23 protein-coding genes are annotated in these 20,133 nt (G+C 62.8%); 11 read left to right on the plus strand and 12 right to left on the minus strand.

Annotated features, from left to right (window positions below; all coding sequences use genetic code 11):
• Position 1: 1 nt before the first annotated feature.
• From scpB to M1D78_RS12515, 5 genes are all read right to left on the minus strand, one after another.
• Positions 2–769, minus strand: coding sequence for an SMC-Scp complex subunit ScpB (scpB, locus tag M1D78_RS12495; RefSeq protein ID WP_437422863.1), 768 nt, complete (start codon positions 767–769; stop codon positions 2–4).
• Complete coding sequence (locus M1D78_RS12500) at positions 766–1,623, minus strand: segregation and condensation protein A (RefSeq protein WP_437422864.1); 858 nt, start codon at positions 1,621–1,623, stop codon at positions 766–768. The genes scpB and M1D78_RS12500 overlap by 4 nt, the downstream gene beginning before the upstream one ends.
• 29 nt (positions 1,624–1,652) lie before the next feature.
• Positions 1,653–2,828: a tryptophan--tRNA ligase gene (locus M1D78_RS12505; RefSeq protein ID WP_457933593.1), complete on the minus strand. Its 1,176-nt coding sequence runs from the start codon at positions 2,826–2,828 to the stop codon at positions 1,653–1,655.
• Between the two features lie 73 nt (positions 2,829–2,901).
• A complete protein-coding gene (locus M1D78_RS12510) occupies positions 2,902–3,525 on the minus strand; it encodes an L-threonylcarbamoyladenylate synthase (RefSeq protein ID WP_437422866.1) in 624 nt (207 codons plus the stop codon).
• Positions 3,522–4,397 (minus strand): PHP domain-containing protein, encoded by an 876-nt coding sequence (locus M1D78_RS12515; RefSeq protein ID WP_437422867.1) that lies wholly within the window; start codon positions 4,395–4,397, stop codon positions 3,522–3,524. Before M1D78_RS12515 ends, M1D78_RS12510 begins: the two co-directional genes overlap by 4 nt.
• Before the next feature lie 176 nt (positions 4,398–4,573).
• Here M1D78_RS12515 and M1D78_RS12520 point away from each other — a divergent pair, with 176 nt between their 5' ends.
• The 6 genes from M1D78_RS12520 (at position 4,574) to M1D78_RS12545 (ending at position 8,587) form a co-directional block, all read left to right on the plus strand.
• A complete protein-coding gene (locus M1D78_RS12520; RefSeq protein WP_437422868.1) occupies positions 4,574–5,155 on the plus strand; it encodes a septation protein A in 582 nt (193 codons plus the stop codon).
• A gap of 3 nt (positions 5,156–5,158) precedes the next feature.
• Entirely contained in the window at positions 5,159–5,458 is a 300-nt protein-coding gene (locus M1D78_RS12525) for a YciI family protein (RefSeq protein ID WP_437422869.1), read from the plus strand.
• A gap of 63 nt (positions 5,459–5,521) precedes the next feature.
• Entirely contained in the window at positions 5,522–5,911 is a 390-nt protein-coding gene (locus M1D78_RS12530; RefSeq protein ID WP_437422870.1) for a hypothetical protein, read from the plus strand.
• A 19-nt stretch (positions 5,912–5,930) separates the two neighbouring features.
• On the plus strand, positions 5,931–6,608 hold the full coding sequence (locus tag M1D78_RS12535; RefSeq protein ID WP_437422871.1) for a response regulator transcription factor: 678 nt from the start codon (positions 5,931–5,933) through the stop codon (positions 6,606–6,608).
• A 129-nt stretch (positions 6,609–6,737) separates the two neighbouring features.
• Positions 6,738–7,160, plus strand: a complete 423-nt coding sequence (locus M1D78_RS12540) for a Spy/CpxP family protein refolding chaperone (RefSeq protein ID WP_437422872.1) — start codon at positions 6,738–6,740, stop codon at positions 7,158–7,160.
• A 77-nt stretch (positions 7,161–7,237) separates the two neighbouring features.
• Complete coding sequence (locus M1D78_RS12545) at positions 7,238–8,587, plus strand: sensor histidine kinase (RefSeq protein ID WP_437422932.1); 1,350 nt, start codon at positions 7,238–7,240, stop codon at positions 8,585–8,587.
• Here the strand turns inward: M1D78_RS12545 and M1D78_RS12550 are convergent.
• A complete protein-coding gene (locus tag M1D78_RS12550; protein WP_437422873.1) occupies positions 8,576–9,157 on the minus strand; it encodes a nitroreductase family protein in 582 nt (193 codons plus the stop codon). The two genes, M1D78_RS12545 and M1D78_RS12550, sit on opposite strands and share 12 nt — an antisense overlap.
• Positions 9,158–9,217: 60 nt before the next feature.
• Positions 9,218–9,589 carry a YkgJ family cysteine cluster protein gene (locus tag M1D78_RS12555; protein ID WP_437422874.1) on the minus strand — a complete coding sequence of 124 codons (372 nt, stop codon included), beginning with the start codon at positions 9,587–9,589 and terminating at the stop codon, positions 9,218–9,220.
• 295 nt (positions 9,590–9,884) lie between these two features.
• Between M1D78_RS12555 and M1D78_RS12560 the strand changes: the two genes are divergently transcribed.
• A complete protein-coding gene (locus tag M1D78_RS12560) occupies positions 9,885–11,336 on the plus strand; it encodes a TrkH family potassium uptake protein (RefSeq protein ID WP_437422875.1) in 1,452 nt (483 codons plus the stop codon).
• 3 nt (positions 11,337–11,339) lie between these two features.
• Here the strand turns inward: M1D78_RS12560 and M1D78_RS12565 are convergent, their stop codons facing one another.
• Genes M1D78_RS12565 through M1D78_RS12575 form a run of 3 tightly spaced genes read right to left on the minus strand, consistent with a single transcriptional unit; the run spans position 11,340 to position 13,820 of the window.
• On the minus strand, positions 11,340–11,780 hold the full coding sequence (locus tag M1D78_RS12565) for a nucleoside deaminase (protein WP_437422876.1): 441 nt from the start codon (positions 11,778–11,780) through the stop codon (positions 11,340–11,342).
• Between the two features lie 34 nt (positions 11,781–11,814).
• On the minus strand, positions 11,815–12,741 hold the full coding sequence (locus M1D78_RS12570) for a DUF808 domain-containing protein (protein WP_437422877.1): 927 nt from the start codon (positions 12,739–12,741) through the stop codon (positions 11,815–11,817).
• 29 nt (positions 12,742–12,770) lie between these two features.
• Entirely contained in the window at positions 12,771–13,820 is a 1,050-nt protein-coding gene (locus M1D78_RS12575; RefSeq protein ID WP_437422878.1) for an AraC family transcriptional regulator, read from the minus strand.
• A gap of 161 nt (positions 13,821–13,981) precedes the next feature.
• Between M1D78_RS12575 and M1D78_RS12580 the strand changes: the two genes are divergently transcribed.
• The 4 genes from M1D78_RS12580 (at position 13,982) to M1D78_RS12595 (ending at position 17,719) form a co-directional block, all read left to right on the plus strand.
• A complete protein-coding gene (locus M1D78_RS12580; RefSeq protein WP_437422879.1) occupies positions 13,982–14,299 on the plus strand; it encodes an Mpo1-like protein in 318 nt (105 codons plus the stop codon).
• A gap of 155 nt (positions 14,300–14,454) precedes the next feature.
• The gene (locus tag M1D78_RS12585; protein WP_437422880.1) at positions 14,455–15,843 is read left to right on the plus strand and encodes an adenylate/guanylate cyclase domain-containing protein; all 1,389 of its coding nucleotides are present in this window, start codon (positions 14,455–14,457) and stop codon (positions 15,841–15,843) included.
• A 75-nt stretch (positions 15,844–15,918) separates the two neighbouring features.
• Complete coding sequence (locus M1D78_RS12590) at positions 15,919–16,686, plus strand: AraC family transcriptional regulator (RefSeq protein WP_437422881.1); 768 nt, start codon at positions 15,919–15,921, stop codon at positions 16,684–16,686.
• Between the two features lie 142 nt (positions 16,687–16,828).
• Positions 16,829–17,719: a DMT family transporter gene (locus M1D78_RS12595; RefSeq protein ID WP_437422882.1), complete on the plus strand. Its 891-nt coding sequence runs from the start codon at positions 16,829–16,831 to the stop codon at positions 17,717–17,719.
• 90 nt (positions 17,720–17,809) lie between these two features.
• Here M1D78_RS12595 and M1D78_RS12600 read toward each other — a convergent pair whose 3' ends face one another.
• Together M1D78_RS12600 and M1D78_RS12605 are read right to left on the minus strand one after the other, a co-directional pair.
• On the minus strand, positions 17,810–19,390 hold the full coding sequence (locus M1D78_RS12600; protein WP_437422883.1) for an aldehyde dehydrogenase (NADP(+)): 1,581 nt from the start codon (positions 19,388–19,390) through the stop codon (positions 17,810–17,812).
• 442 nt (positions 19,391–19,832) lie between these two features.
• Positions 19,833–20,117: an Rdx family protein gene (locus M1D78_RS12605; protein ID WP_437422884.1), complete on the minus strand. Its 285-nt coding sequence runs from the start codon at positions 20,115–20,117 to the stop codon at positions 19,833–19,835.
• Between the last annotated feature and the right edge of the window lie 16 nt (positions 20,118–20,133).

Raw genomic sequence — 20,133 nt, forward strand, 5'->3', positions numbered from 1 at the left:
GTCAGTCCCGGGGCGGTGAGTCCGGCAGCAGCTGCTCGTCAGCCTCGTCGCGCAGATCGTCGAAATCGGTCTTGAGGCCGACCTCCATGCTGTCGAGCTCGGCCAGCAAGCTGCGGAAACTGGTCTGTTCTGCCGGCGCGCTCTCGCCGAGCGCCTCGTCTGACCCGATATCAGCGCGAGCCTGCAATGCCGCAGGCACGGGAGCGTCTTCGGGGTCGATCACCGGTTCGGGTTCCATCTCGCGCAACACGGCCAGCGGCGGCAACTCATCGAGGTTGCTGAGGTTGAAATAGTCGAGAAACTGTTTGGTCGTAGCGAACATGGCGGGCCGGCCCGGCACGTCGCGATGACCAACGACCCTCACCCATTCACGCTCGAGCAGCGTCTTGACGATCTGGCTGTTGACCGCAACCCCACGAAATTCCTCGATTTGCCCACGCGTGATGGGCTGTCGGTAGGCGATGAGCGCTAGCGTCTCGAGCAACGCACGCGAATAGCGCTGCGGCCGTTCCTCCCAGAGCCGGCCGACCCAGGGCGCATACTGCGCACGAACCTGCAGGCGATAGCCACTGGCAACCTCCTTGAGCTCGAAGGCGCGGCCTTTGCACGACTTTTCGAGCGCTTCCAGCGCCTTGCGCAACAGCGCTGGTGATGGCCGCTCGGCCTCGTCGAAAAGCTCCGCGAGCCGCTCGATCGACATCGGTTTGCCGGACGCCAGCAACAGCCCTTCCAGCAGGGAAGCGAGATCCTTGGGATCGGACAGGTTCACAGGCTTGCCTCCTCTAGGGCGGTCGTCAGCGTTGCTGCTTCCTCAGACCGGGCGCGTACGTGAATGGGGGCAAACGGCTCGTTCTGCACCAGCTCGACCAGCGATTCCTTGATCAGCTCCAGCACGGCCATGAAGGTTACCACCACGCCGAGCCGGCCCTCCTCGACCGTGAACAGCGCGACGAAGGGTACGAACGCGCCGCCTTTCAGACGCTCCAGCACGTCACTCATTCGCTCCCGGGTCGACAGGGTCTCGCGCGTGACCTGGTGACTTTCGAACATGTCGGCACGGCGTAGCACCTCGGCCATCGAGATCAGCAATTCGTCCAGCCGAACATCCGGCAACAGCTTGCGCGCTCGCGCTTCGGGCGCTTCGAGCCTCGGCACGTGCAGCTCGCGACCCACGCGGGGCAATTGGTCGAGTTTTTCGGAGGCGAGCTTGAAGCGCTCGTATTCCTGCAATCTTCGAATCAGCTCGGCACGTGGATCACTCTCTTCTTCCTCGGCCTCGGCCGACCGCGGCAGCAGCATGCGTGACTTGATCTCAGCAAGCATGGCCGCCATGACGAGGTACTCCGCGGCCAGTTCGAGCCGCACGGCTTTCATCAGCTCGACATAGCCCATGTACTGGCGCGTGATCTCGGCTACCGGGATGTCGAGGATGTCGATGTTCTGCTTGCGAATCAGGTACAGCAGCAGGTCCAGCGGGCCCTCGAAGGCTTCGAGGAACACTTCGAGCGCATCCGGTGGGATGTACAGATCCTGAGGCAGCTCATTGAATGCTTCGCCGTAAACCAGCGCCAACCGCAATTGCTCGCCTGCAACGGGACTCTGCGGTTCCTGAGATTCCTGCATGGGTGCTCCAGAAGCGGACGGAGGTGGATCTATCGGTAGTGAATGCCCATGGCTTGGCGTACCACGACCAGCGTCTCGCGTACTTCATCGCGAGCCTGCTCGGCGCCTTCGGCCAGGATACTGCGGACCAAGTCCGGGCTTTGCTCGTAGTCCAGCGCACGCTCTTGCAGCGGCGCCAGCTCGAGCTGAATGGCCTCGATCAAGGGCGCCTTGCATTCCAGGCAACCAATGCCTGCGCTGCGGCAGCCTTCTTCGCTCCATCGGCAGACGTCGTCGTCGGAATGGTTTTGATGCATCTGCCACACCGGGCAGCGCGTCGGCTCGCCAGGGTCATGACGGTGCACGCGCGCGGGATCGGTGGGCATCCGGCGAATCTTTTCCTCGATCTCGGCCGGCGTGTCACGCAGGAAGATCGAATTGCTCGCGGATTTCGACATTTTGCCGCCATCGAGGCCCGAGACCTTCGGCGTATCGCCGAGCAGTGCCTGCGGCTCCGGCAACAAGAGCTTACCGCCACCTTCAAGGTAGCCATACAGCCGTTCCTGGTCGCCCAAGGTGATGGTTTGCTGATCCTTGAGAAGTGCTCGGGCGGTATTCAGCGCCTCGAGGTCGCCTTGCTCCTGGTAGCTTCTGCGCAGGCTGGCATACAGCTTCGAGCCTTTCTTGCCGAGCTTGCGTATAGCGGCCTCGGCCTTCGCTTCGAAATCTTCTTCACTGCCATAGAGGTGATTGAAGCGCCGGGCTACGTCACGCGCGAATTCGATATGCGGTAGCTGGTCGGCGCCGACCGGCACCACGCCGGCCCGGTAAGCCAGGATGTCGGCCGCCTGAAGCAATGGGTAACCGAGGAATCCATAGGTCGACAAGTCCTTGTGCTCGCCGTCGAGCTGCAGCTCCTTGTACGAGGGTACGCGCTCCAGCCAGGCCAGCGGGCAGATCGTAGACAACAACAGGTGCAGCTCGGCGTGCTCGGGCACTTGCGACTGGATGAACAAGGTGGCCGAACTGGGGCTGACACCCGCTGCCAACCAGTCGATCGCCATTTCGTGGACGTTGCGGGCCATCTCAGCCCCGCCAGCATGATCGGTCGTCAGCGCATGCCAGTCGACGATGCAGAAAAAGCACTGATATTCATGCTGCAGCCTGACCCAGTTCTTCAGGACGCCATGGTAATGCCCGAGATGCAGGCGCCCGCTGGGACGCATGCCAGACACCACCCGTCGCTGTGAATCCATGGAGCTCAAAAGGGTTTCCTTCGTAGGATGAAAAAGCCGGGCGTCAGGCCGAGAATGGCGCGGGATCACCGCAACCGACACGCACGACCTCCGGATCACCGTCGACCAGGCTGATGACGGTGGACGCTTCGACGCCACCGTACCCGCCGTCGATGATCAGGTCTACCTGCCGCTCCAGCGCATCACGAATTTCATAGGGATCGCTCATCGGCTCGGTATTACCGGGCAGGATCAGGCTCACGCTCATCAGCGGCTCATTCAATTCGGCAAGCAGCGCCTGTGCGATCGGCTGAGCAGGCACGCGCAGACCGATGGTGCGCCGCTTCGGATGCAATAACATCCGGGGCACTTCACGCGTCGCCGCGAGAATCAGCGTATAGGGCCCTGGCAGGTGGGTTTTCAGGAGCCGGAACGCAGCGGTATCGACCTTGGCGAATAGTCCCAGCTGCGACAGGTCCCGACAGACCAAGGTGAAGTTGTGCTTGTCGTCGAGGTTACGCAGGCGTCGAATGCGTTCGATGCCTGCCTTGTTGCCCATCGCGCATCCGATGGCATAGCAGGAGTCGGTCGGATAGACCACTACTCCACCGTTGCGAATGATCTCCACGGCTTGCTTGATCAGCCGAGCCTGCGGGTTTTCCGGATGAATCTGAAAGAACTGGCTCATGCTCCCTCCTGTTTGACGACAGCTGCAGGCCTTTCATCGAAGCGCATCCAAAGCGGCGACAGGTCTTCCGGCAGGGTGCGATACAGGCCCAGCTCCGACCAATCGGCAGGTGCGTGGAAATCGCTGCCCCCGCTCGCCATCAGCCCGAACTCTCGGGCGAGAATCGACAACCCGCCGACTTGCTCCAGCGGCTGCATGCCATTGACCACCTCAAGCGCGTGCCCACCCGCCTGGGCAAATTCAGCTACCAGGCGCCGGCGCTTACTGCGGGTGAAATCGTACATCCAAGGGTGGGCCAGGCTGATCCAGGCGCCCGACTCGGCGAGCGTGGTAACGGTGCGCTCCAAGGTCGGCCAGTGCTGTTTGACATCGCCGAGCTTGCCGGCCCCCAACCATTTGCGGAAGGCTTCCGCACGATCACGAACATGGCCGGCCTGCACCAGGAACTCCGCAAAATGTGGCCGCGCCGGCGCGTTGCCGCTGTCACCTAGTGCCTGCTGAACGGCCCGCGCGCCTTCAAGCGCTCCCGGCATGCCCTTGGCCGCCAGGCGCTGGGCGATAGTCTCGGCACGCTGCCAGCGACCGTCATGCAAGTCAGCGATAGCGCTCGCCAGGGGCGCGGCATTGCGAGCGAAGGCGTACCCCAGCACATGAATAGTCGCCCCGTTCCACAGGCAGGAGAGCTCGATGCCGTTGACCAGCCTAACGCCCAGCGAATCCGCGGTCGCGCGAGCCTCATCCAGACCCTCGAGGGTGTCGTGGTCGGTCAGAGCCAGCAGTTCGACGCCACGCGCATGCGCACGCTCCACCAGCACCGCCGGCGCCAATACGCCATCGGATGCCGTGCTATGGCAATGCAGATCGACATTCATTCAGGCCTATTCTCCAGAGGCTTGGCAGCACACAGGTGTGACAGCCATGGTCCACGCTCGTGCCCCTTTTCCGTGTCCGCCAAGCTCGGAGCAGGTCCGGAAATGGGCGGCGTGACAGTTTCGCCGCAAGCGCGGTTTGTTATTATGCCGGCCACACACCGCCCGTGGCTCCCTTCGTGAAGCAAATCATCGATTTCGTCCCGCTGCTGCTGTTCTTCATCGTGTACAAGCTCGAGCCAAGGGCAGTCGAACTGGGCGACATCAGCCTCATGTTCGGCGGCATCTACAGCGCGACGGCCATATTGATCATCAGCTCTTTGGTCGTATACGCCGCGCTGTTCCTGCAGCAACGTCGCCTTGAGAAATCCCAGTGGTTGACGCTCGGGGCCTGCCTGTTCTTCGGCGGACTGACGCTGGCCCTGCACAGCGAAACCATCCTCAAATGGAAGGCGCCAGTATTGAACTGGCTGTTTGCCCTTGCCTTCCTGGCCAGCCGTTTCGTCGGCGACCGTCCGCTGATCCAGCGCATGATGGGCCACGCGGTCGAATTGCCCGCTCACCTATGGGTCCGGCTGAACGTGGCCTGGATCCTGTTCTTCCTGGTCTGTGGCTCTGCCAACCTGTTCGTCGCCTTTGCCTATCCGGCGTTCTGGGTCGACTTCAAGGTCTTCGGGAGCCTCGGCCTGACGCTACTGTTCATGGCCGGCCAGGCGGTATTCCTGGTTCGTCACATGCAACCCGAACAATCGAAGGACTAGCCCATGCTCTATGCCATCATCGCCACCGACGTTGCCAACTCCTTGCAGGATCGCCTGGCTGCCCGTCCCGCCCACTTGGCACGCCTCGAACAGCTGCTGGAAGAAGGTCGCCTGGTATTGGCCGGCCCGCATCCTGCTGTAGACAGTAACGATCCTGGTACTGCCGGCTTTACTGGCAGCCTGGTCGTCGCCGAGTTTGAATCGCTCGAAGCCGCCCAAGCCTGGGCCGACGCGGACCCCTACAAGGCCGCAGGCGTATACGGCGATGTCGTCGTCAAGCCGTTCAAGCGTGTTTATCCCTGACCGCTACCCGTTAGCAGTAACCGGGTCGCTGCATGCGCGGCCATTGAGGAAAAAGGAGTTCCGATGCGCAAAGGTTCGCTGATTCTACTGTTTGCCACGACGCTGGCCGCATCTGTCCTGCATGCCGAGGAGTTACCGCCCGATGCGGCGACCACTGGGCAGGAAGCGGCGCTGCAGCAGCGCCTGCAGGACAACCAGGAGCAGCGGCAAGCGCTCAACGCGCGAATCGAAGAGGACCGGGCCACCGCGGCGGAGCGCGTGCAACTGGCCCAGCTCCGCGAGGAGAACCAGCGCCTGCGCCTGCAACTTCAGCAGGAGCAGGCCAAGCCTGAACCGCTGTGGCTCGGCGAGGACCAGCAATGGTTCGCGGTCGGTGGCGGCGTCGGCGTACTCGGCTTCTTGCTGGGTGTACTGACGACCCGGGGGCGTCGGCGCCGCCAGTGGCTGAACTGAAGCGAGCAGGAGCGAACCCATGAGCGATCTCCTGCTGATTGACGATGACCAGGAACTCTGCGAGCTGCTGGTCAGCTGGCTCGCCCAGGAAGGTTTCGTCGCCCATGCCTGCCACGACGGCCACAGCGCCCGTGCGGCGCTCGCCGAACATCAACCGTCAGCGGTCGTGCTGGACGTCATGCTGCCCGACGGCAGCGGTCTCGAGTTGCTCAAGCAACTGCGCAGCGAACACCCTGACCTGCCAGTGATCATGCTTTCCGGACGCGGCGAACCGCTGGACCGTATCCTCGGCTTGGAGCTTGGTGCCGACGACTACCTGGCCAAGCCTTGCGACCCCCGTGAATTGACGGCCAGGCTCCGCGCCGTACTGCGGCGCAGCCAGCCCGCCAGCACGCCGAGCCAGCTCGAACTCGGTGATCTCTGCTACAGCCCCGCACGGGGCGTGGCGACTGTCGACAACCATGAAGTGACCCTTACCCTTTCTGAAGGGCGGATTCTCGAAGCCTTGCTCGGCCAGCCTGGCGAACCACTCGAGAAGCAAGCGCTCGCCCAGCTCGCACTGGGCCGCAAGCTAACCTTGTACGACCGCAGCCTGGACATGCATGTCAGCAACTTGCGTCGCAAGCTCGGCCCCCACCCTGACGGCCGACCGCGCATCGTCGCGCTGCGCAGCCGCGGTTATCTTTACGCACCCTGACCGGCTTTACCGAGCCTTTACCCTGCCCTGACCGCCGTTGACCTTGCGCACCCTAGACTGAGCTCATCCGATCGAGGCCGGACCCGCACGGTCCGGGGTCGGTTTCCATATCCACAGGAGAACGTCACCATGCGCAAGACACTCATCGCCGCCCTTTTCGCAGCCACCCTGCCCGCCATCGCGATGGCCATGCCCGGCGGCGACCATGGACCTGACCACCACCGCGGTCACGGCGAGCACCGGGGCCCCTTCGAGCAGCTCGACCTCACCAAGCAACAGCGTGAGGAAATGCGCGGCCTGATGGGCGAGCAAATGAAGAGTCATCGCGAAATCACTCAACGCTACCTGGACAAGCTCCCGGAAAACGAGCGCAAGGCCATGCAGGACGAATTGCAGGCCAGCAAAGACAAAACCCACAAGCAGATGCGCGAGCTGCTCAAGCCTGAACAGCAGAAGCTGTTCGACGAAATTCACGAAAAGATGGAAGCCAAGCGCGCCGAACGCGCCGAATTCCAGAAGTGGAAAGCTGAACGCGATCAGAAAAAGAGCTGATCGCCGCCCCTCTAAAAGCCCGGCCGTGCCCGCTTTGCAAGCGACCGCACGCCGGGCTTCGTCATGGAGAAACAATGATGCGATCACTGTTCTGGCGCATTCTGGCCACGTTCTGGCTCGCTATCGCGCTGGCGGCCGGTCTTGCGGTACTGCTCGGCTACGCCCTGAACCAGGACAGCTGGATCATCAACCGTCACCCGGGCGTCAAGGGGCTCTCTGAATTGTGGACGCGAGTCTACGAACGTCAGGGCCCCATCGCAGCGCAGTTTCTACTGGAGCGCCACCGCGCCCGGTTCCATATCGACGTCCAGGTACTGGCGGAGAACGGCCAGCCCGTTATACGCGGGACGTTCCCGCCCCGCGCTGCCGCGTTCGAAGCCCGCCAGGAAAACCTCTCCGGGCGCCTGCCCTGGCGGCGCCTGACCGCCGACTACACCAGCCCGCTGTCGGGCGAAACCTACCTGTTCATCTACCGCATCCCGAACCAAGAGTTGCAGGCCTGGCATCGCGGTAGCCTGTTCTGGCCACTGAGCGCCATCGGCATCGCGCTGGTCGTGCTGACAGGGTTCAGCCTGCTCTTGACGCTATCAATCACGCGTCCGCTCGACCGACTCCGCGGGGCGGTGCATGACCTGGGCCAGACCGCCTACCAGCAGAATTCCCTGGCGCGACTAGCGAAACGTCGAGACGAGCTGGGCGTGCTGGCAAGCGACTTCAATCGCATGGGCGCGCGACTGCAAAGCCTGATCGGCAGCCAGCGGCAGCTGCTGCGCGACGTTTCCCATGAACTGCGCTCCCCACTGGCACGCCTGCGGATCGCGATCGCTCTGGCTGAACGCGCGATACCATCGGAACGTGAAGTGATCTGGCCGCGCCTGGCCAAGGAATGCGACCGGCTCGAAGCCCTGATCAGCGAGATACTGGAACTGGCGCGGCTTGATGCCGACCCGGGTAAAGCCAGCCCGATCGACCTGCAGATGATGTTCACTCAGTTGCAAGAGAATGCGCGCATCGTCTCCCCGAACCAGCACATCGATTGCCAAGTGGAAACCCGGATGGATTTGCGTGGCTGGCCGGATATGCTCGAGCGCGCACTGGATAACCTGCTGCGCAATGCCCTGCGCTTCAATCCAGAAGGCCAGCCGATCGAACTGCGTGCCAGCGCCGACGACGACTGGGCCGTGCTGAGCATCCGCGACCACGGACCGGGCGTAGACGAGGCGCACCTGGCTCAGCTCAGCGAACCCTTCTTCCGTGCGCCCGGCCAGACCACGGCCGGGCATGGCCTCGGTCTTGCCATTGCGCGCCGAGCAGCCGAGCGCCATGGTGGAGAGTTGTTACTGGGCAACCACCCAGAGGGCGGATTCATCGCCAGTATCCGACTGCCGCTGCACGCCACTGCGACGAAACCGCCGCTACTCGGCTGACGATTGGCGCGCCGTCTCCCAACGGCTGACGAAAGCCTGCGGGTCCAGCTCTGGCGCGCGACGCAGGTTGCCCTCCGGAGTTCCCAGGTAAATGAAACCCAGCAGGTGCTCATCGGCAGCGAGGCCGAGGCCATCGGCCACACGGCGGTCATGGGACAGCTCACCGGTTCGCCACACCGCGCCCACCCCTTGGGCGTGGGCTGCCAGGAGCAGCCCATGTGCGGCGCACGCGACTGCCAGCAACTGTTCGGATGCCGGCACTTTCGGATGCTGCTGCAGCCGAGCGATCACCACGACCAGCAGAGGCGCACGCAACGGCATCTTGCGCGCCTTCTGCAAGGCATCGTCCGGCGCAGCGGCATCCCGCGCCTTAAGTGCGGTGACAAACAGCTCGCCAAGCTGCTGGCGCGCCTCGCCTTCCACAGTCAAAAATCGCCACGGCCGCAATTGACCATGATCGGGTGCCCGCAGGGCGGCACGAAACATCGTGTCGAGTTGCGCCGGGGTCGGCGCCGGCTCCGCCAGGCGCGGCACGGAAACGCGGTTGATCAGCAGGTCTAGAGCTTCCATCCATCACCTCCAAAACGAATCGGACATTCTAGAGGTCGATGGCGTTCGCGGGCACCCGCTTCAGGCGACCCGGTCCGGCCGCAGCTGCGGCTCGAGCGGCGGCGTCAGCGGCGGCAGCCCGTGCGCGGCACGTGCGGCGTCGCAATGGGCGTTGTGCTCGCCATTGGCCCACGAGGCGTCGAACTCGCGACAGGTGCTAGAACGCTGCTCGTACAGCGTGCAACGCACCCCACAACCCACATCGCCGAGCAGGCCGACGCAACGCGCAGGCTTGCTCTCCGTTCCCTTCATCGCGACGTGAAAGGGGCTCACCTGTACGGTAATGTCATCCGGCACCGTACCGCCGGACGAGGCGCACTCGCCCCAGAAAAAGGACACACGGAAATACGCGCAGCAAGCGCCGCACGTGAGGCAGGGATTGTCGATCGACATGGAAGGTGAACACCCAGAAACCGGCAAAGGGCCGGCACCCCAGGCTGTGTGGAAACGACTGCGCACTGACAGGCTGCGTTGAACCGGATCACATGCCCGTCCAGCCGCGCCTGGCCCTTGCCTCGTGGGTTCTACTTGGCCTGACCTGGGCGGCTATTCTATTGATCGCAACGGCCTTGGGAAGAGGCTGACGAGGCGCCAATGAAGATTTTCACGAGCGGCCGATAGCCGGTTTACCTAAGCGCCGACAAGCGTAGAATGGCGGGCCTCTTTTCGAGCCGAGCACTTATCAGACATGGCCCTGCCGACCCTGCGCATTATCGGTTTCATCCTCGGCATATTCCTGATTACCCTGGCGGTCAGCATGGTCATTCCGATGGTCACGCTGTTCGCCTTCGACCGCACGGACGACCTGCAGGCCTTCCTCTGGGCCAGCCTCATCACCTTCAGCTGCGGCATTGCCCTGGTCGCCCCCGGCAAACCCGAGTTAGCGCAGCTGCGCCCTCGCGACATGTATTTCCTGACCACCGCGAGCTGGTTGATCGTCTGCTGCTTCGCGGCGCTGCCGATGATGCTGATCCACCACATCAGCTACACCGATGCCTTCTTCGAAACGATGTCCGGCATCACCACGACCGGATCGACCGTGCTGTCCGGCCTCGACTCGGCATCACCTGGCCTGCTGATGTGGCGCTCGATGCTCCAGTGGCTCGGCGGCATTGGCTTCATTGGGATGGCGGTAGCAATCCTTCCGCTGCTACGCATCGGTGGTATGCGGCTGTTCCAGACCGAGTCGTCGGACTGGTCGCAGAAAGCGATGCCACGCTCGCACGTCATGGCCAAATCGATCCTGGTCGTCTACCTCGCCCTCACGTTGCTGTGCGGCCTGGCCTACTGGCTCAGCGACATGACGCCGTTTGAGGCAATCAATCACGCGATGACCACGATTTCTACCGGTGGTTATTCGACGTCCGATAGCTCGATGGGCAAGTTCACCCCGGCGGCACACTGGGTGGCTGTAGTGTTCATGCTGTTGGGCGGACTGCCGTTCATCTTGATGGTGTCGACCGTTCGCGGGAATCGCTATGCCTTGGTCCGGGATCAGCAGGTGCAGGGCTTCATCGGCATGCTGCTGATCATGTGCGTCGCGTTCGCTATCTGGCTAACGCTCAACTCTGATTACGGGTTTTTGGACTCGCTGCGGATCGTGTCGCTGAATGTCGTCTCAGTGGTGACGACCACCGGCTTTGCGCTGGGCGATTACACCCAGTGGGGCGAGTTTGCCGTACTCGCCTTCTTCTATCTGACCTTTATCGGCGGCTGCTCGGGCTCGACATCTGGCGGCTTGAAGATCTTTCGCTTCCAGGTCGCCTATTCGCTACTGCGCGCCAACCTCGCGCAGCTGGTTCATCCACGCGCGGTGATCAAACAGCGATACAACAATCATCCACTCGACGAAGAAATCGTCCGCTCCATCCTGACCTTTTCATTCTTCTTCACCATTACCATCGGTGCCCTGGCCCTGGTACTGGCGCTGCTTGGGCTAGACATGCTCACGGCACTGACGGCTGCGGCAACGGCCGTATGCAACGTCGGCCCTGGGCTTGGGCCGATCATCGGACCAGCCGGCAACTTCTCGACCCTGCCGGATGCGGCCAAATGGCTATTGTCGTTCGGCATGCTCCTTGGGCGCCTGGAGATCATTACCGTACTGGTCATGCTGACGCCCTCCTTCTGGCGGCACTGACCCTCACGTCTCGCCAATATCCTCGTTCCACAAGGCGGGGCTGTTGGCGATGAAGCGGCGCATCATCTCGACGCACTCGGCGTCCTGCAGCACCTCGATCTCCACGCCGCGACTGCGCAACAGGGCTTCTTCGCCAAGGAAGGTCTGGTTCTCGCCGATTACCACCTTTGGGATGCCGTAGAGCAGGATCGCACCGCTGCACATCGAGCACGGCGACAAGGTCGTGTACAGCACCGATTCGGAGTACACGCGAGCCGGCTGCCGGCCCGCATTCTCAAAGGCATCCATCTCGCCATGCAGCACCGCACTGCCCTGCTGGACGCGACGGTTGTGACCCCGCCCGATAATCCGCCCCTGGTGGACAATCACCGAGCCGATCGGAATGCCCCCCTCGGCCAGCCCCTGGCGCGCCTCGTCGAGTGCCGCCTGCATGTAGTCATTCATCCCATCCCTCCGTTGATATACGGGCCGGCGCCCGTCAGACGTCGCCGGACTTGCCGAACAAACGCTTGCTTAAGGTAACCGCAGCAAATACCACACCGCCGGCGACAATGCCGAACGCGGCGTTGAGCAATGTGGGGGTGAGCCCGGCCAAGAGTGCGCCCACGTAGGGCAAGGCGAGGGAATGCTCGGCGCTGTTTTCGATGAAATGATGCACCGCTTGCAGACCATGAGTCAGGATGCCGCCGCCGACCATGAACATGGCAGCCGTGCCGATCACCGAGAGTGACTTCATCAACCATGGCGCGACGGCGAGGATGCCGCGTCCAATGCCTTGCGCGGCGGCACTTCCCGTTTTGCTCAGCGCAAGCCCGGCGTCGTCCAGCTTGACGATTCCGGCGACCAGCCCATACACCCCGACGGTCATGATCAATGCAATGCCGGTCAGCACCGCGACCTGTTGTGTGAACGTGGCGGTCGCCACGGTGCCCAGCGTAATAGCGATGATTTCGGCTGACAGGATGAAGTCCGTCCGAACCGCACCACTGATTTTTTCCCGTTCCAGGCTGGCGATGTCCACGTCGGGATTGGCCAGCGCCGCAGCATGCCGAGCATGGGCGTCGTCGTCCCGATGCATGAACCGATGCGCCAGCTTTTCGAACCCCTCGAAGCACAGGAATGCCCCACCGAGCATCAGCAAGGGCGTGATCAGCCAGGGGACGAAAGCGCTGATCAGCAGTGCTGCCGGCACCAGAATCGCCTTGTTGCGCAGCGACCCCTTGGCGACGGCCCAGACCACCGGCAATTCCCGATCCGCATTGACGCCAGTGACCTGCTGCGCATTGAGGGCAAGGTCGTCGCCCAGCACACCGGCAGTCTTCTTTGCCGCCACCTTTGTCATTACGGAAACATCATCGAGTACCGACGCGATATCGTCGATCAGAGCGAGCAAACTACTGGCCAAAGTGAATTTCCTAGAATGTGGTGGACGCACTAGTTTCTAAGGCTGCCGGCCCTGCCGACAAGTTCCGGCACTAGCCCCAGCCGCTCGGCACGGTACTCTCCTGGCGTCTTTGCGTGCCAGCGCTTGAAGGCGCGGAAGAAATTGCTCGGATCGGCAAAGCCCAGCAGGTACGCGATTTCCAACAGCGCCAGGTCGGGTCGCGCGAGGTATTGCTCGGCAAGCGTGCGGCGCGTGTCATCCAATAACTGTTGGAACGTTGTGCCTTCGTCGTGCAGGCGACGCTGCAGTGTCCGTTCGGACAGGTGCAACAGCTGCGCCACTACGTCGCGTCGCGGCTCGCCTTCGGGTAACAGCCGGCAAAGCCACTGGCGGGTTCGGTGGGTCACCTGGCTGTCAGCGAAGCGCGCCAGGTACTGCCCGGCAAAACGATCATGCAGGTTCGCCAGCTCGCTGTTGGCGGTGGGTAGCGGAACATCGAGATCGGCGTGACGAAATAACAACGAATGACGCGCGGCACCGAACGACAGTGGACATTGAAACAGGCGTTTGTAAGGGGCGAGATTATCCGGGGCAGGCCCCTCAAAACTGGCCTCCAGCGGGTCCAACGGCCGGCCGGTCAACCAGCGGCAGAATGCCAGCGAACTGGCCAACGACCCCTCGGCGCTTTGACGTGCTGGCGGCAGGTGGTCGCCGTGAATCGTCAAGGTCAGTCGGTAGCCATTTGCCTCGGGTTTGAAGCTTAGATCCGCCCCCTCGGCGATTATCCGTTGGTAGCGGACCAGTCGCTCAAAGCTCTCCTTGAGCGTGGCACTCGACATCAGGGCATACCCAACCACGTGCATCGCGCCAGGCCGCATCACCTGCGCGAGGTTTAGGCCGATCGCCGTGTTGCCGGTCAACGCCACAGCGCGCTGCCAGAGTTGCGTCATGGCGTCTTGCGGGAAACGCGCATCCGGGTCCCTTAGTGCCTCGTAGTCGAGCCCCAGCTCCGAGAACAAGGCGCGGCAGTCGATACCATCAAGCGCAAGCGCCTCGACAATACTGTTGGCCCAGCTGGATGAGGTGGTGCGCTGGTTCATCGAGGATTCCTGATCACATTGCAGGCCACACGGAGGCTGCGCCGCTCAGTTTCAGCCGAGCTCCCAACGTACGCAAGGGCAGTGAACTGGCACAACGGGCCACTGGCCCGTCAGTTGCAACCTTCTAGACTGGCCATCACCACAATGACAGGAGGTGCGACATGAGCGCGCGAACCGCCGAACGCTTCACCCGCTTTGCTGACTTCTACCCCTTCTACCTGGCAGAGCACAGTCATCCGACCTGCCGAAGGCTGCACTTCATCGGGAGCTTGCTGGTGCTTGGCATTCTGTCCTACGCCCTGCTTTCTCAACGCTGGGTCTGGCTCCTGGCGCTGCCCGTTGCCGGTTACGGCTTTGCCTGGATCGGCCATTTCGTCTTCGAGAAAAACCGTCCGGCAACCTTCCAATATCCGCTGTACAGCTTTCTCGGCGACTGGGTCATGCTAAAGGACATGCTGACCGGCAAGATCCGCTTCTAGCCCGGGCGCGAATGGCACCGGCGCTTCGTCACGGAACGGATGGGCGGTTTGGCGGCGATGCACCGACTTGGTTATGATCGCGCCGGGCGCCGGCTTCCAGCGCCGGGATTTCCACGGCGCGCTCCAGCCGAATCGATCAGGGATAGTAATCACCGATGTCAACCGTGACCGGCGAACGGCGTAACGGCCTTGCGACTCGCCCACTGCGCGAATACTACGCGCGCGTCTTCGCCTACCTGACCTGCGCAGCGACCCTTGCCGCCGGCACCTACACCCAGCACTTCCCCATTACCCTGCTGTGGATGGTGCCCTACACGCTGCTGTACCCGCACTTCGCCTATCACCTGAGCTATCGCTTCAAGCGCGAGTACCCCGAGCGCACATCCCAGACCCTGCTCTGCCTCGATGCGCTCAACGCCGGGGCGGGTATCGTGCTGCTCAATTGTTCACTGGTGCCCAGCCTGATGTTCCTGTTAACGCTGGGTTTCAGCGCACTGGTGATCGGAAGCTTGCGCCACCTGTTGATGACACTCCTGATGGCGACCGTCGGGTTTGGCCTGACCAGCCTGGTCATCCCGCTGCAATTCAATGGCCCGACGCCGGTTCTGGTATCCGCTGCGAGCATCCTGTTCACCAGCCTGTACGTCTGTATCACCGCCTATTACGTCCACCAGCAAGGCATTCGCCTCGCACAGGCGCGCAGCGAAGTAGAAGCGGAGCAGGCCAAAGCCGCACGGCTGGCACGCAACCTGGCGAAATACCTGTCACCCCAGGTGTGGGAATCGATCTTCTCAGGCAAACGCAGCGTGCGGCTGGAAACCCAGCGCAAGAAGCTCACGGTGTTCTTCTCGGATATCAAGGGCTTCACTGAGCTGGCCGAAGAATTGGAAGCCGAGGCGCTGACCGACCTGCTCAACAACTACCTCAACGAGATGTCGAAGATCACCCTCAAGCACGGCGGCACCATCGACAAGTTCGTGGGTGACTGCGTGATGGTTTTCTTCGGCGACCCAACCAGCCAGGGCGCGAAAAAGGACGCGGTCGCGGCCGTCTCGATGGCCATTGCGATGCGCAAACACATGAAAGTCCTGCGCCAGCAGTGGCGTGCCCAGGGCATCACCAAGCCCATGGAAATCCGCATGGGCGTCAACACCGGCTACTGTACGGTGGGCAATTTCGGCGCTGACACCCGCATGGACTACACCATCATCGGCCGGGAAGTGAACCTAGCCAGCCGCCTCGAAAGCTCGGCCGAGGCCGGCGAGATCCTCATCTCTCACGAAACCTATTCACTGGTCAAAGACGTCATCATGTGCCGCGACAAAGGCCAGATCACTGTCAAGGGTTTCTCCCGTCCGGTGCAGATCTATCAGGTGGTGGACTTCCGCCGTGACCTCGGTGCGACCAACAGTTTTGTCGAACACGAGCTGCCAGGCTTCTCGATGTACCTCGACACCAACGGCGTTCAGAACTTCGACAAGGAGCGCGTCATCCAGGCGCTCAATCAGGCCGCCGACAAGCTGCGCGACAAGGTCATCATGTAGCACGCCCAGGCCCGTTCTGGTCCAATGCGCTGCACATCAATGCCTGTGTCGCTTCGCGTGCCGTCGAGGTCTACCATGCCGCCCATCCTTTCCCTCCGTCATTACAACCACGACCAGATCGTTCACAGCCACCCGCACACGCAGCTGGTGTTCGGCCTGCGCGGTCAGTTGGATTTCGAGGTGGACGGCCAAGGCAGCCGCATCCAACAGCAACTTCTGGCCGTGGTGCCCACCGATGCGCGGCATGCCTGCGGCAGCGCCGACGGTAGCTTTTGCCTGGTGATGGACATTCCGGATGGGGCCTGGCTGCGACGACGTCTCGGCTACCACGCTGATTGCGCCCTGCGATTGCTCGAACGCCCCGGGGCGCTCCGGCTGACCCCTACGCAAGGCCAGTTGGTCGACTGGCTAGCCGCCAGCCCCGTCAACGATCCGATCATCGCGGAACAAGGCGCAGCGCTGCTGCTGGCAAGCCTCACGTCAGGGTGCGAGCCCGCAGGCCAGCGACATCCACTCCCGCTGGTAGCGCTGCGTGCGTACATCGACCGCCATCTGGCCCATCCACTCGAAGTCAGGGACCTCGCAAGCGTCGCAGGCCTATCCGTGCCTCGATTCCATGCACGTTTCGTCAGCGAAACGGGAACGACGCCTCAGGAATTCGTCCGGCAGCGGCGCCTGCACCACGGGCGGGAGTTGCTGCTTAGCACCCAGGATGCGGTCGGCGAAATTGCCGCTCGAGTCGGTTACGCCTCGCAAAGTGCCTTTACCGCAGCGCTCAGTCGCCACTACGGCCTCACGCCACGGGCATTCCGGCGCGAGGCACGCGACAATCGGCGAGAGTAGCGCGACAGACCAACCGCCTCGCGCGCCCTACCCTACGCTCCGGGCCAAGGCCACACCCACTTACGCCATTGCGAGGCTTCATGAATCGTTCCAGCACACCCGCTTCACCCTTTCGCCAATTCCCCGCGCTGGATATCCAGCCATGACCCATCGCAACGCCCTGCTCGCAATCCACTTCGGCGCCCTGATGTTTGGGCTTTCCGGCGTGTTCGGCAAGCTGGCCGAGAGCGAGCCGCTGATCATTACGCTTGGGCGTGCAGGTTTCGCGGTCGTGGCGCTACTCCTGGCTACGCAATTCCTGCGCAGCGGCGGCGCGGCTCCCAGCCCACGCCAGCGGGCTGGCCTGCTACTCGGTGGTCTGCTACTCGGTGGCCACTGGCTCACCTTTTTCATGGCCGTGAAAGTTGCGGGTGTCGGCATTGCCACACTGGGCTTTGCCAGCTTCCCTGCTTTTACCGTGTTACTTGAAGGTCTCTTGTTCCGTGAGCGCACCCGTCCGGTGGAATTCGGCATGGTTGGCCTGGTCTGCGCGGGCTTATTGCTGGTGACGCCGCACTTCGACCTTGCCAGTGAAAGCACGCTGGGCCTGATCTACAGCATTCTCTCGGGATTGATGTTCGCGCTTCTGTCCCTGCTCAATCGGGCCGTGACGCGCGGCGTGGATCCGGTGCAGGCCGCCCTCTGGCAAAACGGAAACATTTTGCTGTGCCTGCTGCCGTTCACCTGGGCATCGCTGCCGGCCGTGCCAACCATGGACTGGCTATGGCTAGCACTGCTCGGCGTGTTCTGCACCGGTCTCGCCCACAGCCTGTTCGTGGCGAGCCTAAAGGTGCTAAACGCTCGGACGACGTCCGTGATCTTCGCGCTGGAACCGGTGTACGGAATCGCTATCGCCTGGTGGCTATTCAATGAGCAGCCCACGGTGAGGATGCTGTTCGGTGGCGCCTTGATCATCCTCGCCTCGGTCATCACCAGCCGACTCAAGACGCCAGCCGTGACGAACAGCGCCTCGCCTCTGGCGAAAGCGCCCTAGCATCGGCACCAACGCATCTGGCCGAGCCCGGTCAGGTGTGCGTTGGGATATCGGGACGGACAGTGGCTCGCTTAAGCGAGCCGTTCCACTTCAGAGCGCCGCGTCGGTGACCTCACCATCCACCAGGCGCCTGATACCGAGCGGGTTGGCATTCTTCAACGCCTCCGGCAAGAGCGCGTCCGGGAAGTTCTGGTAGCACACCGGCCGCAGAAAGCGATCGATCGCCAGGGTACCCACCGAGGTACCGCGCGCATCGGACGTCGCTGGATAAGGTCCGCCATGAACCATGGCATCGCACACTTCCACCCCGGTCGGGTAGCCGTTGAGCAAGAGGCGCCCGGCTTTCTGCTCCAGCAGCGCCACCAGATCCGCCGCCTCGGCCAGGTCCGACGGCTCGGCGATGAGCGTCGCGGTGAGTTGGCCCTGCAAGCCGGCCAGCGCTCGCATCAGCTCTGCCTTATCGGACACTTCCACGACCACCGTGGTCGGCCCGAATACTTCTTCCTGCAGTAGCGGATCACCCCCGATGAGTAACTGTGCATCCGCCTTGAACAGCTGCGGCTGCGCCTGATTGCCCTGCTGGGCCTGGCCTGCAAGGTGGCTGATGCCTGGATGCTGCTCAAGATGCTGCACGCCCTGACCGTAGCTGCCGAGCGTCCCGGCGTTGAGCATCGTCTGCGCGGGCTGCTCGTTCATGAAGCCGACCAACCGCTCCAGAAATTCGCTGAATGCCGGCGAGCGCACACCGATCACCAGCCCAGGGTTGGTACAGAACTGGCCGCAGCCCATCACCACTGACGCCGTGAGTTCATTGGCGATCGCATCGCCGCGGTTCCTGATCGCATCGGGCATCAGCACGACCGGATTGATGCTCGACATCTCGGCGAATACCGGAATCGGCTGCGGACGCGCCGCGGCCATGTCACATAATGCGCGACCACCGCGCAGTGAACCGGTGAACCCAACCGCCTGGATAGCCGGATGTTTGACCAGCCATTCGCCGACGCCACCCCCATAAATCATGTTGAACACGCCCCTGGGCATACCGGTCTTTTCCGCCGCACGAATCACAGCATCGGCGACGCACTCAGCGGTCACCATATGGCCGCTGTGCGCCTTGAATACCACAGGGCAACCCGCAGCAAGTGCCGATGCGGTGTCGCCGCCAGCGGTGGAGAACGCCAAGGGGAAGTTGCTCGCACCGAATACCGCGACAGGACCCATCCCCATGCGGCATTGCCGCAGGTCCGGGCGTGGCAATGGCTTACGGTCCGGCAGTGCGCGATCAATGCGTGCACCCAGGTAATCGCCCCGGCGCAATACCTTCGCGAAGAGCCGCATCTGCCCGCTGGTCCGCCCGCGCTCGCCCTGGATTCGCGCCGGCGGAAGCGCTGTTTCACGGCAGACGAGTGCGACGAAGTCGTCGCCGAGCGCATCGAGTTCGTCGGCAATGGCGTCGAGAAACTCGGCTCGCCTGGCGGCGGGTAATGCGCGGTATTCAGGATACGCACCCTCCGCAGCCTGTGCGGCTGCGTTCACTTCGTCTTCGGTGGCCTGACGGAATTCATAGGGCAGGGCCTGGCCGGTACTGGCATCGACGCTGTGCAAGATGACCGAGCCCTGGGCGCTGCGCGCGCCGGCGATGAAGTTCTGGCCGCTGATGTTGGGCATGGAAACGCTCCTCTGACGTGATCGGACTCATGAGTCTTCGCCCGTCTATCGGCGAGCGAAGCGGAAAAGCGACACAGCGCGGCAGCTAAAGCCGCGCCGGCGGTTAAGGCCGTTCGCGGGTGCTGAGCGGCATCGGAGCGACGGTCGCCGCTGGGATTGCCGTTGCGCAAGCAGCACACGAGAGCCGAACGAACGATCGCGCAACTTCGAGTGCCTCTACGCAGGGTAGTTCGTGTCATCAAGCAGGCAGATCGAGCGTCCGCAGCTCTCGCTGAAACCAGGGCCTCAAATTAGAGGGGCGGCGGGCCAGCGATAGACTGGGCGTAGAAGCCGGTCCATCCGTCTACCCGTCGTTCCTGTCCAGTAACCGGACCGTGGCACGCGGCCGGCGAGCCCGAAGGCTGCCGTCACCAGTGGAGAGCTATATGCTGGAGCGGCCTGCTCACCGACGCTCGTTATGGCCGAGATCGCGCTGCGGATCGATCTGGTCACGAACACGCTGCTTCAACTCCTTGGCGTCGGGAAAACCGCCGTCCAGCTTGCGTTCCCAGATCTGCACGCCATCGCAACTGATGTGAAACGTGCCGCCGGAGGCCGGGACCAGCGAAACCTTGCCCAGGTCATCGGAGAACGTCGAGAGAAGCTCCTGAGCCAACCAGGCGGCGCGCAATAGCCATTGGCATTGGGTGCAGTAGGTGATGACGATCTCGGGCTTGCTATCGGGCATGGCAGAGGCGCTCCGG

The organism is Pseudomonas sp. SA195 (genome assembly GCF_054131565.1).